This window comes from Massilia sp. Leaf139 (assembly GCF_001424165.1).
Lineage (GTDB): Bacteria > Pseudomonadota > Gammaproteobacteria > Burkholderiales > Burkholderiaceae_D > Telluria.
In genome coordinates this window covers 128,612-140,442 of the sequence record NZ_LMOJ01000026.1, presented here as the reverse complement: position 1 = coordinate 140,442, position 11,831 = coordinate 128,612, and the positions used below count along the sequence as shown (strand labels likewise).

General features: G+C 64.6%; 13 protein-coding genes. 11 read left to right on the top strand and 2 right to left on the bottom strand.

Annotation, left to right across the window (positions count from 1 at the left end):
- The first annotated feature begins 146 nt into the window (after nucleotides 1-146).
- Nucleotides 147-803: a hypothetical protein gene (locus ASF77_RS21675; protein WP_156648976.1), complete on the top strand. Its 657-nt coding sequence runs from the start codon at nucleotides 147-149 to the stop codon at nucleotides 801-803.
- 18 nt (nucleotides 804-821) lie between these two features.
- On the opposite strand, the gene ASF77_RS21670 is transcribed toward ASF77_RS21675, so the two are convergent.
- Nucleotides 822-1,232 carry an NINE protein gene (locus ASF77_RS21670; protein ID WP_056344631.1) on the bottom strand — a complete coding sequence of 137 codons (411 nt, stop codon included), beginning with the start codon at nucleotides 1,230-1,232 and terminating at the stop codon, nucleotides 822-824.
- A gap of 331 nt (nucleotides 1,233-1,563) precedes the next feature.
- Between ASF77_RS21670 and rpsP the strand changes: the two genes are divergently transcribed.
- From rpsP to ASF77_RS21620, 10 genes are all read left to right on the top strand, one after another.
- On the top strand, nucleotides 1,564-1,812 hold the full coding sequence (gene rpsP / locus ASF77_RS21665; RefSeq protein WP_056344626.1) for a 30S ribosomal protein S16: 249 nt from the start codon (nucleotides 1,564-1,566) through the stop codon (nucleotides 1,810-1,812).
- A 27-nt stretch (nucleotides 1,813-1,839) separates the two neighbouring features.
- Nucleotides 1,840-2,400, top strand: coding sequence for a ribosome maturation factor RimM (gene rimM / locus ASF77_RS21660; protein ID WP_056344882.1), 561 nt, complete (start codon nucleotides 1,840-1,842; stop codon nucleotides 2,398-2,400).
- 27 nt (nucleotides 2,401-2,427) lie between these two features.
- Nucleotides 2,428-3,186, top strand: coding sequence for a tRNA (guanosine(37)-N1)-methyltransferase TrmD (gene trmD / locus ASF77_RS21655; protein WP_056344879.1), 759 nt, complete (start codon nucleotides 2,428-2,430; stop codon nucleotides 3,184-3,186).
- A 126-nt stretch (nucleotides 3,187-3,312) separates the two neighbouring features.
- Nucleotides 3,313-3,699, top strand: coding sequence for a 50S ribosomal protein L19 (rplS, locus tag ASF77_RS21650; RefSeq protein ID WP_056344623.1), 387 nt, complete (start codon nucleotides 3,313-3,315; stop codon nucleotides 3,697-3,699).
- 78 nt (nucleotides 3,700-3,777) lie between these two features.
- Entirely contained in the window at nucleotides 3,778-4,449 is a 672-nt protein-coding gene (locus tag ASF77_RS21645; RefSeq protein WP_056344620.1) for a CoA pyrophosphatase, read from the top strand.
- A gap of 161 nt (nucleotides 4,450-4,610) precedes the next feature.
- Nucleotides 4,611-5,570 carry a CobD/CbiB family protein gene (locus tag ASF77_RS21640; protein ID WP_056344617.1) on the top strand — a complete coding sequence of 320 codons (960 nt, stop codon included), beginning with the start codon at nucleotides 4,611-4,613 and terminating at the stop codon, nucleotides 5,568-5,570.
- A 109-nt stretch (nucleotides 5,571-5,679) separates the two neighbouring features.
- Entirely contained in the window at nucleotides 5,680-6,027 is a 348-nt protein-coding gene (locus ASF77_RS21635; protein WP_056344614.1) for a DUF3579 domain-containing protein, read from the top strand.
- A gap of 138 nt (nucleotides 6,028-6,165) precedes the next feature.
- Complete coding sequence (locus tag ASF77_RS21630; RefSeq protein ID WP_056344611.1) at nucleotides 6,166-6,627, top strand: CBS domain-containing protein; 462 nt, start codon at nucleotides 6,166-6,168, stop codon at nucleotides 6,625-6,627.
- Between the two features lie 237 nt (nucleotides 6,628-6,864).
- Nucleotides 6,865-9,639 carry a pitrilysin family protein gene (locus ASF77_RS21625; protein WP_056344608.1) on the top strand — a complete coding sequence of 925 codons (2,775 nt, stop codon included), beginning with the start codon at nucleotides 6,865-6,867 and terminating at the stop codon, nucleotides 9,637-9,639.
- A 66-nt stretch (nucleotides 9,640-9,705) separates the two neighbouring features.
- The gene (locus ASF77_RS21620; RefSeq protein ID WP_056344603.1) at nucleotides 9,706-10,500 is read left to right on the top strand and encodes an SDR family oxidoreductase; all 795 of its coding nucleotides are present in this window, start codon (nucleotides 9,706-9,708) and stop codon (nucleotides 10,498-10,500) included.
- Between the two features lie 180 nt (nucleotides 10,501-10,680).
- Here ASF77_RS21620 and ASF77_RS21615 read toward each other — a convergent pair whose 3' ends face one another.
- A complete protein-coding gene (locus ASF77_RS21615; protein ID WP_056344591.1) occupies nucleotides 10,681-11,751 on the bottom strand; it encodes a flavodoxin family protein in 1,071 nt (356 codons plus the stop codon).
- Nucleotides 11,752-11,831 lie beyond the last annotated feature (80 nt).

Genomic DNA, 11,831 nt, shown 5'->3' with positions numbered 1-11,831 from the left:
TCCGCGTATTGGAAAGCGGCCTGCGGGCCGCTTTTTTCATGTCCGGACGCAAAACGCGCCCAAGCCGCTGAGCTTGATCCAGGTTAAGCGGAATATTACGGCCGCGTTCGTAAAGTCGTTTCACCCATCCATACCTGGAGCCCATCATGACTTCAATATCAGCGCGCAGCGCCCGGCTACCCCTGCTTCTCGTCGCTTCCCTGGCCGTGCTGGCCGGCTGCGGCGGCGGTTCCGATCCGGCGCCGGTGGCCACCAGTCCCGACCCTGTCCAGCCGAGCCCGCCGCCCCCGGCCGCCCAGGAGCCCGTGCTGGCCGCCACGGCAACCGACCTTGTCCCTGCGACCATCAACAACACGCCCGGCTGGAGCACCTGGGTGGCGCCGGCCAACCGCGCGCCGGTGAGCGGCGTCGGCTGCCTCGGCACCGTCAACTACCACCAGCACTCGCTGATCTCGATCTACAAGGAGGGAACGCGGCTCGGGCTGCCGGACAATGTGGGCCGCAGCGGCTGCACCTATGAATTGCATACCCACGACGTGATCGGCATGGTGCACATGGAGGCCGACGTGCCGAAGAAGTACACGCTGGCCCAGTTCTTCGCGCTCTGGAACCAGCCGCTGGGCGTGAACGGGACGGCGGGCCTGGCGGGGCCGGTGCGCTTCTACCTGATCGAGAACGAGCGCCTGACCCGCTATACCGGCGACCCGGCGCAGCTGGAGCTGGTGCCGCACAGGGAAATCGTGATCGTCAGCGGCGCCGCGCCCGCCGTGCTGCCGAAGTACCGCTGGCCGGCCGGACTCTGATGCGCTTGCCGTCTGCCTTTAGCCGTAGGCGCCGCCTGTGTACAGCAGGTCGAACAGGCGTGAAATGGTGGCGATCAGCACCGTCGCGCCGACCAGCAGGGTAGTCACCAGCAGCACGGCCAGGATCCAGTTCGAGCGCGACGGGGTGCCCGTGTTGGGATTGAAGCGCGCATCCCACTGGTCGTCGGGCGTGAGGCCGATGACCAGGGCGCCGATGAAGGCGGCGATGGCCGAGACCAGCAGTGGCAGCAGCGCATAAAAGGAATGCAGCGTGTGGGCATTGCTGAAGATGAGGCCGGCGATCGGCAGGCTGCTGACGTGCAGCAGGCCGATCCGGTCGACGCCGCCATGCAGGTAGAAGCGGTGCGCCCCCAGCGATCCCAGGGTCAGCGCCAGCGCGGTCGCGAGCGTCTTGTTCTTGTGTGCCATGCAGAAGCGAGTAGTGAACGAAATAGCGGAACGAAGTAGCCGAAATAAAGGGCGCGAATGTGTTACGCGAAAACAGAAAGTATCGTTTATAAACGTGACAAAAGCATTACTTTTTATGTAAATGCAATGTATCAACGCGTCAAGGCGGAGGGCACGGCGGATGCAGGGTGGGGGGGGAGGTAGCGGTCGCGTAAAAAATAGCGGATAATGCGCGATTCGGCCGGGACTGCGCGCCCGTCGTCCGCGTTTTATCATTATTGCTTGCCGCTCTCCGACGTTGCGCGCTATAATCGTCGGCTTTCTCCGTCCAGCACAACTTTTTGGAAATATTATGGTCGTTATTCGTTTAGCTCGTGGAGGCGCCAAGAAGCGCCCGTTCTTCAACATCGTTGCAACCGATTCGCGTAACCGCCGCGATGGCCGTTTCATCGAGCGCATCGGTTTCTACAACCCGATGGCCTCGGGCGCCGAAGTGGGCCTGCGTATCACCGCTGACCGTCTGGCCTACTGGCAAGGCGTTGGCGCACAACTGTCGCCAACCGTTGCTCGCCTGGTCGCTCAGCAGACCCCAGCAGCCTAAAGCAAGGTTCCAGGTTTGACCGATTCAGTGGATTCAGCTGCCGCAGTTGCAAATGGGGCGCAAGCCCCGGACGACCTGACCCAGGTCGGCTATGTCTCCGGCGCCTATGGCGTCATGGGCGCCATCCGCGTTACGCCGTTCTCGACGGACGCCGATGCGCTGCTGAACGTGAAAACCTGGTGGCTCGATAAACCGAGCCTGCATTCCGTCACCGTACGGACTGCGAAGATGCATGGCGGCGACGTGGTCGCCACCCTCGTCGGGATGGCGGGCCGCGACGCGGCGGAGGCGCTCAAGGGCGTCGCCGTGCATGTGTCGCGCGCCGCGTTTCCCGCGCTCGAGGAAGACGAGTATTACTGGTCCGACCTGATCGGCATGGATGTCGTGAACCTGCAGGGCGAAGCCCTCGGCAAGGTGATCGACATGATGAGCAACGGTCCGCAGTCGATTCTGCGCATCGAGCCCATGAGCGATCCGGCAGCAACCGACAAGGCGCCCGAGCGCCTCGTGCCGTTTGTGGATCAGTTCGTCAAGTCCGTCGACGTGAAGTCGAAAAAGATTACCCTGGACTGGGGCCTGGATTATTAAGCCCCATCCGCTTGAAGCGAGGTCATGATGCAATTCGACGTCGTGAGCTTGTTTCCCGAGATGTTTGCCGCATTGACGCAGTCGGGCGTGACCCGGCGCGCTTTCGAGCAGGAACGCTGGGGCCTGAGCTTGTGGAATCCGCGCGATTTCACGACCGATCGCCACCGCACCGTGGATGACCGCCCGTATGGCGGCGGCCCCGGGATGGTGATGATGGCCAAGCCCCTCGAAGCGGCAATCGATGCGGCCAAGGCGCGCCAGGCCGCATTGGGTCTGCCGCCGCCGCGCGTGGTGTTCATGTCGCCGCAAGGCAAACCGCTGACGCACGCACGTGCGATGGCGCTGAAGGACGAGCCGGGCCTGGTCGTCCTGTGTGGCCGCTACGAAGCGGTCGACCAGCGCTTGCTGGATCGCGTGGTCGACGAGGAAATTTCGCTCGGCGACTTCGTGCTCTCCGGCGGCGAATTGCCGGCGATGGCCCTGATGGATGCGGTCGTGCGCTTGTTGCCCGGTGTGCTGGGCGACGATGCCTCGGCGGTCGAGGACAGTTTCGTCAACGGGCTGCTCGATTCGCCGCATTACACCCGCCCCGATGTGTACGAGGGCGTGCCGGTGCCGCCGGTTTTGATGGGCGGGAACCACGCCGAGATTACGAAATGGCGCCGCCAGCGCATGCTGGAGGCGACCTGGCAGAAACGGCCGGAACTGTTGGAGGAGGCCCGCGCAGCGGGCCAGTTGACAGCGGCCGACGAAAAGTTTTTGGCGACGCTCCGTCCTGCGGAGTAAGCTGGAAAATGCACCGATTCGGTGCGAGACACAAGGGCATGTTGCCTTTGCGTTCAACCCCATCCTCTACTGGGCGACGCGACTGCGTCTCAGTGCGCCAGCAAGATGGTTTTTGGAGTCATAAGAATGAATCTGATTCAACAACTCGAGCAGGAAGAAATCGCGCGCCTCGGCCGTGCCATTCCTGATTTCGCACCAGGCGATACCGTGATCGTCAGCGTCAACGTCGTCGAAGGCAACCGCAAGCGCGCCCAGGCATACGAAGGCGTCGTCATCTCGCGTCGCAACCGCGGCCTGAACTCGAACTTCATCGTTCGCAAGATCTCGTCGGGTGAAGGTGTCGAGCGTACGTTCCAGCTGTATTCGCCGCTGATCGCTTCGATCGAAGTGAAACGCCGCGGTGACGTGCGTCGCGCCAAGCTGTACTACCTGCGTGAGCGTTCGGGCAAGTCGGCACGTATCAAAGAAAAGCTGCCACAGCGCAAAGTTGCAGCCGCTCCAGCCGCTCAGTAATCGCGTCTGTCGAGAAAAAAGGCATCCCCCGGGATGCCTTTTTCTTTTCCGCTTCCGGTCGTAACCAGGAGAAACGTTTTGGTGAAGGTGCATCTCGATCCATCCCGCCTGCCGGTCGACGCCATCGCCGGCGAGCCCGCCATCGATCCCGCCTTGCTGACGGCCGAGGGCCTGCGCGCGCGCTTCGCCCGCGCGCGCCTGCGCTGGGAGCCGGAGACGCCGGACGAATCGTGGATGACGCACGGTTTCAAGCTGCGCCGCGCCGCCGTGCTGGTGCCGATCGTCGAGCGGCCCGAGGGCCTGAACGTGCTGCTGACCCTGCGCACCGATCACCTGAGCAGCCACGCCGGCCAGATCGCCTTTCCCGGCGGGCGCGCCGAGGAACTCGATTCCTCGCCGATCGAAACGGCCTTGCGCGAATCGGAAGAAGAAATCGGCCTGCACCGGCGTCATGTCTCCATCGTCGGCGTGCTGCCCGATTACATTACCGGCAGCGCCTACCGCGTCGCGCCCGTCGTCGCCCTGGTCAGGCCGCCCTTCGAGCTGACCGCCGATCCGGGCGAAGTGGCCGAGATCTTCGAGGTGCCGCTCGCCTTTCTGATGAACGGCATGCACCACCAGCGCATGTCCTTCGAGCTGCCGGAAGGGAAGGGGCGCCGCAGTTTTTATGCAATGCCCTATGGACGTTTCTTCATTTGGGGGGCGACGGCGGGTATGTTACGCAACCTCTTTCACTTCCTGCGCGCCTGATCAAGGATGCATGGCGGCGTTGAATCGTCTCGCCGTATTCGTAGCAAGCTTTTTCACTCTTGCACGCTTAACAATACTTACAAGTCCTGATTTGATTCTGGCGATCACCTGCGCTATCGTAGCGGGCAGCGTGGTATTGCCATAACAAAAGAAGGACTTGCATGACATTTTTTTCCATTCTGTGCGCATTGATTATCGAGCAGCTGAAACCGCTGCGCGCAGATAACCAGGTCTACGGCGGCATCAAGGGCCTGGCGATGCGGATCGAAGGCTGGTTCAATGCCGGCGAGCCGAAGAATGGCCGCATGGGCTGGTTCCTGATGATGGCGATCCTGGTATTGCCGACCGCACTCGTCTATTGGGTACTGCAGTATTTCGGCCTGGTTTTCCTGGCCTTTGCCTGGAACGTCGCCATCGTCTACCTGACGCTGGGTTTCCGCCACTACAGCCATTACTTCACCTCGATCCAGCTCGCCCTGAGCAGCGGCGACGAAGCCACGGCGCGCACGCTGCTGGCCGAGTGGGCGCGCATCGACACGGTCGGCATGGATGCCGGCGAGATCGCCCGCATCGCCGTCGAAAAGTCGCTCATCACCACCCACCGCAGCGTGTTCGGCGTGTTCTTCTGGTTCCTGATGCCGGCCGGGCCCGCCTGCGCCGTGCTGTACCGGGTGTCGGAATACCTGGCGCGCGCCTGGAACGAACCCGAGCACATGCGCAACGAAGCCTTCGGCCAGTTCGCCGCCAAGGCCTTCTACTGGATCGACTGGATTCCGGTGCGCCTGACCGCCATCGCCTTTGCCGTGGTCGGCAATTTCGAGGACGCCATCTACGCCTGGCGCAATTTCGCCAACCGCTGGGCCGACGAATCGCGCGGCATCATCCTGGCCGCCGGCGGCGGCGCCATGGGCGTGCGCCTGGGCACCCCGAACGAGAACGCCCCCCAGCTGCTGCCGATCGACGCCGCCACGGTCGACCTGAGCGATGCCGACACCGAAGTGCTGCCCGGCGAGGAGCCGAGCCTGCGCGCACTGCAAAGCACGGTAGGACTTGTCTGGCGCGCCCTGATACTATGGATGATCCTGTTGCTACTCCTGTCGAGTATGGTCTGGCTGGGCTGAGGCGGCGCCGACACACGTATCTTAAAGTTGTCGAGACAAGCCTCGTGCCCAACTCTTCTATAAGATATAATACCCGTCGTCTCCTCCACGCAGCATTCGAAGCAGCACTATGGCCGAGTTACCGCATACCGGGACGGAAGGCGCCGCCGGCGAATTCTTCATCCTGGGCCTCACCAGCAATGGCAAGCAGTTCCGTCCCAGCGACTGGGCGGAGCGCCTGTGCGGGGTCATGTCCTGCTTCCGCCCCGAAGGCAGCGGCGGCCGCCACGCCCACCTGCAGTTCTCTCCCTACGTCCATCCGACCATGGTCAATGGCGTCAAGGCCGTGGTCGTCGACAACAAGCTGAAGAAGGCCGAACCGCTGGCATACCACTTCGTGGTCAATTTCGCCAAGGACAACGACTTGCAAGTGGTCGACGCCTGTTTCGTCGAACTGCCGGGCGATAAGAAGGCCTGAGTTCGATCAAGCGTTTGATACAAATCAAACGCGCCTCACGTTCCTTCACTAGCTTGCGTCATATACGGACTGACGCGCACGCCGCGTGTGTCGCGCTCGTGTCCATCCGCGATGACGACAGCGCCAGGGGAGGCCACCATGAACATCGGCGACATCTGCACCGTTCAAACCATCAGCTGCAGCCGCGACGAAACCGTCCAGGGCGCCGCGCTCTTGATGCGACAACACCATGTGGGCGACCTGGTCGTGGTCGACGGCAACGATGGCGAGGCCATTCCGGTCGGGATCCTCACCGACCGCGACATCGTGGTCTCGGTCGTCGCCCTCGGACTCGACCCCGCCAGCCTGCAGGTGGGCGACATCATGAGCGACGACCTGCTGACCTGCGGCGAAGAAGACGACGTCTACCAGACCATCGAGCATATGCGCCTGCGCGGCATCCGCCGGGTGCCGGTGGTCAACCGCAACGGCGCGCTGGCCGGCATCGTCAGCGCTGCTGACGTGATCAAACCGCTGCTCGAATTCCTGGCCGAGGAAATGGGCGACCTGTCGAGGATCAGCGGCAACCAGCAGGCCCACGAGAAACGCGCAAGACACTAAGAGCGCCTAACAAAACCGCCATGGCTGCGTTGCAACGCCTCGTCGTACCTTCGTACTGTCTTCGGCGCTGCGCCTTGCCCTGACGGTTTTGTTAGGCGCTCTAAGCCCGTACCCGCCATTGGTCAGCTCGCCCGCCATGCACCAAGTTAGTGCGTGGCGGCATCATTCCGCGCAACCATCTGTTACCATCGCCGCTGGCGCGCCGCAGCAGGCGGCGCACGTAACCGACGGGATGACATGAATTTGACGCGTACTTTGCCGGGAAGCCAGCGCGGCCTCCCTGCGCACCTGATCGCGGGCGCCTTTGCCGCCTGTACCTTCCTCGCCCCAGGCGCCGTCCTGGCCGCGCCCAAGGCGGCGCTGCCGAAAGGCGTCACCCTCGGCGCTTCGGTCGAGGGCATCACCGAATACCGGCTCGCGAATGGCCTGAAAGTGCTGCTGTTCCCGGACAACTCGCGGCCCACGGTCACCGTCAACGTCACCTACCTGGTCGGCTCGCGCCACGAGAATTATGGCGAGACCGGCATGGCGCACCTGCTGGAACACCTGCTGTTCAAGGGTTCGAAGAAGAACCCCGACATCACGCGCCAGTTCGCCGACCGCGGCATGGATTTCAACGGCACCACCTCGCTCGACCGCACCAATTACTACGAAGTCTTCCAGGCCTCGCAGGAGAACCTGGACTGGGCGCTGCAGATGGAAGCCGACCGCATGACTGGTTCCTTCATCGCACAGAAGGATCTCGATTCCGAAATGACGGTCGTGCGCAACGAATTCGAAAGCGGCGAGAATTCGCCCTCCGGCGTGCTGGTCAAGCGCATGCAGAGCGTGGCCTACGACTGGCACAGCTACGGGCGCTCGACGATCGGCAACCGCAGCGACATCGAGAACGTGCGCCTGGCGAACCTGCAGGCCTTCTACCGCACCTACTACCAGCCCGACAACGCGGTGTTGCTCGTCGCCGGCAAGTTCGACGCGAACGCCACGCTCGCCAAGATCGCGCGCCAATTCGGCGCCATCCCGAAGCCCAGGCGCCAACTTCCCGCCTTCTGGACGGTCGAGCCGACCCAGGACGGCGAACGCAGTTTCGCCGTGCGGCGCCAGGGCGACGTCCAGATCGTCATGCTCGGCTATAAGGTGCCGTCGAGCCTGCACGACGACAGCGACGTGATGGCCTTCGCCTCCGCCATCCTGGGCGACGTGCCGACCGGACGCCTGCACAAGGGACTGGTCGAAACCGGCAAGGCCAGCCAGGTGTTCACCTTCGGCGAGACCGGCTACGCGCCTGGCCTGCAATACGTGGGCGCGGTGCTCAAGAAGGGCGAGCCGCTCGAACCGGTGCGCGCCGCGCTGACCGAGGCGGTCGAAAGCTTCGGCGCCGCACCGCCGACGAAAGAGGAAATGGCGCGCATCCGCCGCATGTACGAGAACGAGATGGAGCGCAGCCTGAACGATCCGCAGCGGGTCGGCGTGGCGCTGTCGGAGACCATCGCGCTGGGCGACTGGCGCCTGTTCTTCACGGGACGCGAGCGCATCAAGACCATCACGGCCGAAGAGGTGGCAAGCGTCGCCAAGCGCTACTTCCGGCGCGACAACCGCGTCACCGGCGTCTTCCTGCCCGAGGATGCGCCGCAGCGCGCCACCATTCCGCCGGCGCCCAGCGTCGAGAGCATACTGAAGGATTTCAAGGCCACCAGTTCGACCCTGGTCTCGGAGGATTTCGAGCCGACCCAGGACAACATCATGAAGCGCACCCAGCTGACGACCGCGCGCGGCGTGAAGCTGGCGCTGCTGCCGAAAAAGAACCGCGGCGAGGCGGTGACGGTCAATCTGCGCCAGCACATCGGCGACGAGAAGAACCTGTTCGGCAAGGGCGCCGTGCCCGAACTGACCGGCGCCATGCTGATGCGCGGCACCAGCCGCTACACGCGCGAGCAGCTCTCGGACGAATTCGACCGCCTGAAAATCGCCGGCGGCCCGACCCACTTCCAGACCACGCGCGAGCACCTGCCCGAGGCCCTGCGCCTGATGGCGCACGTGCTGAAGGAGCCGGCCTTCCCGGCGGCCGAATTCGAGCAGTTGCGGCGCCAGTCGCTGGTCGCGCTGGAAGCCAGCCGCGCCGAACCGCAGGCGGTGGCGGCGCGCGCGCTGGCACGCCATTTCGACCTGTACCCGAAGGGCGACGTGCGCCACGCGAACAGTTTCGACGACGACCTGGCCGAACTGAACGCGGCGCGCCTGGACGAGCTGCGCGCCTTCCACCGCGAGTTCTACGGCAGCGTGCCGGCCGAGATGGCGATCGTCGGCGACTTCGACGCGCAAGCCATCGTGCCCCTGGTCGACGAGCTGTTCGGCGCGTGGAAAGCCCCGGCCAACGTGGCGCCGGTGCTGCGCCGCCACGCCGAGATCGCGCCCCTGAAGACCACGCTGAACACGCCCGACAAGGAGAACGGCTTCTATACCGCGCGCCTGAATCTCGACCTGAACATCGACGACGCCGATTATCCGGCCCTGATGCTGGCCAATTACATCTTCGGCGAGGGCGGCCTGCGCTCGCGCCTGATGGATCGCATCCGCCAGAAGGACGGCCTGTCCTACGGCGGCGGCTCGCAGCTCGAAGCGGGCGACCTGGATCGGGCCGGCGCCTTCGGCATCAGCGCCATCGCCGCGCCGCAGAACCTGCAGCGCCTGGACGGCGCGATCCGCGCCGAACTGGCGCGCGCGGTGAAGGACGGCTTCACGGCGGCCGAACTGGCCGGCGCCAAGTCCGGCCTGATGCAGCAGCGCCTGCAGACCCGCGCCGACGACGGCGCGCTGGCCGCGGGCTGGACGTCCTACCTCTACCGCGACCGCACCTACGAGTGGTCGCGCCAGTTCGAGGCCAAGCTGATGGCCGTCACGCTGCCGCAGCTGAACGCCGCCTTCCGCAAGGCGATCGATCCGGCCAAACTGTCGGTGGTGATGGCGGGCGACCAGGACAAGGCCGCGGTGAAACCCGGCGCAGCGCCATGACTTGGTAAACCTGGCCCGGGACGTTAGAATGTTGCTCTTTGGAATTATCTAACGGTGGGCCGGTTCATGAAGGGCAGGAGAGAGCAGGAACAACAGCAGGCCGGCATCGGCTTCGCCGGCAAGGTCGTGCTGGTGACGGGCGCCGCCAGCGGCATCGGTCGCGCGGTGGCGCTCGCCTTCGGGCGCGCCGGCGCGGCGGTGGTGGTGGCCGACGTCGCCGTCGACGGCGGCCATTCGACGGCCGCGATGATCGTCGAGAACGGCGGCAAGGCGCTGTTCGTGCCGGTCAACGTGACGCGCGCGGCCGAGGTGGCGACGATGGTCGACAAGACGGTGCACCACTACGGCCGCCTGGACTGCGCCGTCAACAGCGCCGGGCTGTTCGAGGAGGGCGCGCGCCTGGCCGAGTGCGAGGAAGCCGCCTACGACCGCATCATGGACGTCAACGTCAAGGGCGTCTGGCTGTCGATGAAATACCAGCTGCGCCAGATGGGCAAGCAGGGCAGCGGGGCCATCGTCAACCTGTCCTCGGCCTTCGGCACGGTCGGCGCGCCCGGCCAGTCGGTCTATGCCGCCAGCAAGCACGCGCTCGCCGGCCTCACCAAGAGCGCGGCGCTCGAACATGCGAAAGAGGGCATCCGTATCAACGCGCTGTGCGCCGGCGCCGTGCGCACGCCGATGCTGGCGCGCGCCTTCACGCGCGAGCCGAGCCTGGAAAAGAAACTGCGCGCCGCACACCCGATGGGACGCTTCGCGGAACCGGCGGAGATTGCGAATGCGGTGCTGTGGCTGTGCTCCGATCAATCCTCGTTCGTGACCGGGCATGAGTTGTCGGTGGACGGTGGCTTGACCGCTATTTGATTTGTAGGGGTGATCGATGCCAATGGCATCGATCACGGTTTCACCGGGCTCTCTGAGCCCACGCGGTTATACCGGTGCCACCCGCAAAGCGTGCGAATACCAGACCACGCAGCCAGGCGTCACATTTCGACATGCACATGCAGTTCCGCGTGGGCACGGAGTGCCCACCCTACATTATTTCTATTTCGGCCGCGGCGTCTTCAGCTTCGCCGACGGCGGCACCACGCGGCCGGCGCGCAGATCGGCCACCGTCATGGCCACGGCGCGCGCCACGTTGCGCACTTCTTCCTGCACATCGGTATCCCGGTCGAGCGTCTCGTGGCTCTCGGCATACGACTCGTAATAGCCGATGAAGCGGTCGAGGGTGCCGAAGCTGCCCGCGTCGACCAGTCCCATCCAGTTCAGCCAGTCCGTCAGCGAGCGGCGCGTGCCTTCGATCCCGGCCACGTCGCCATGCACGACGACGCCGAAGGCGCGCCCGGCCAGGTGCTTCGGGTAGTCCCAGCCGGCCAGTTCCATCTCCTTGGCTTTATGCGCGTCCTTGCCGTGGGTCGAACTCGGGTCGGCATTGCCGCCGTCGGCGCAGACCAGGCGGTCGATCATGAGTTTCAAGGTGGAGGGGGTCTGGTACCAGTAGACCGGGGTCAGGATGAGGATTCCGTGCGCGGCCACCCAGCGCTCGTAGATCTCGTTCATCCAGTCGCCGGTCTGGCGTTCGGCATGGTTCGGGTAGCAGCTGCACGGCCAGTGGCACAGCGGCATGGCGGTCGAGGCGCAGGCCTTACAGGGATGGATGTGGCGGTCGTAGTCGGAGGTCAGGCGCGACAGGTCGAGCAGGTCGGTCTCGATGCCGGCCGCGGCCAGCGTGTCGCGCGCGATCTTTGTCAGGCGCCAGGACTTCGACATTTCGCCAGGGCAGCTGCCGTCGTTGCGCGCGGAGGCGTTGATCAGGAGGATGCGGCTGGGCGTGGCCGGGTTCTTCTGGTGCAGTTCGGCCGCCAGCAGGCGCTCGTGCGCTTCCTTCCATTCGATCGACAGGTCGTAGTCGGGATCGGCGAAGCCGGGGCCCGCTTTCACCGTGCGTGGCGCCTTGCGCTTGTCCAGGTAGGCCTGCCAGGCCACTTCCTCGACTGCCGCCAGTTCGCTCGACACCTGCGCGTAGGCCGGGTCGAAGAAACCGTCCATGAATTTGCGGCGGAACTCCTCGCGTTCCAGCTTTGGCGGCGCTTGCCCCGTGCGTACCGATACCATGCAACCTCCTGTGATGAAGGCCGATTATCGGCAAAGCGCGCCGGCGCCGCTGTTCGCTGCCGAACGGTCGCGGCAATAAA

What these genes read in the sequence shown, in the direction of transcription:
- ASF77_RS21675 (WP_156648976.1), top strand. Translation starts at nt 147, where the DNA reads ATGACTTCAATATCAGCGCGCAGCGCCCGGCTACCCCTGCTTCTCGTC.
- ASF77_RS21670 (WP_056344631.1), bottom strand. Translation starts at nt 1,232, where the DNA reads ATGGCACACAAGAACAAGACGCTCGCGACCGCGCTGGCGCTGACCCTG.
- rpsP (WP_056344626.1), top strand. Translation starts at nt 1,564, where the DNA reads ATGGTCGTTATTCGTTTAGCTCGTGGAGGCGCCAAGAAGCGCCCGTTC.
- trmD (WP_056344879.1), top strand. Translation starts at nt 2,428, where the DNA reads ATGCAATTCGACGTCGTGAGCTTGTTTCCCGAGATGTTTGCCGCATTG.
- rplS (WP_056344623.1), top strand. Translation starts at nt 3,313, where the DNA reads ATGAATCTGATTCAACAACTCGAGCAGGAAGAAATCGCGCGCCTCGGC.
- ASF77_RS21640 (WP_056344617.1), top strand. Translation starts at nt 4,611, where the DNA reads ATGACATTTTTTTCCATTCTGTGCGCATTGATTATCGAGCAGCTGAAA.
- ASF77_RS21635 (WP_056344614.1), top strand. Translation starts at nt 5,680, where the DNA reads ATGGCCGAGTTACCGCATACCGGGACGGAAGGCGCCGCCGGCGAATTC.
- ASF77_RS21630 (WP_056344611.1), top strand. Translation starts at nt 6,166, where the DNA reads ATGAACATCGGCGACATCTGCACCGTTCAAACCATCAGCTGCAGCCGC.
- ASF77_RS21625 (WP_056344608.1), top strand. Translation starts at nt 6,865, where the DNA reads ATGAATTTGACGCGTACTTTGCCGGGAAGCCAGCGCGGCCTCCCTGCG.
- ASF77_RS21620 (WP_056344603.1), top strand. Translation starts at nt 9,706, where the DNA reads ATGAAGGGCAGGAGAGAGCAGGAACAACAGCAGGCCGGCATCGGCTTC.
- ASF77_RS21615 (WP_056344591.1), bottom strand. Translation starts at nt 11,751, where the DNA reads ATGGTATCGGTACGCACGGGGCAAGCGCCGCCAAAGCTGGAACGCGAG.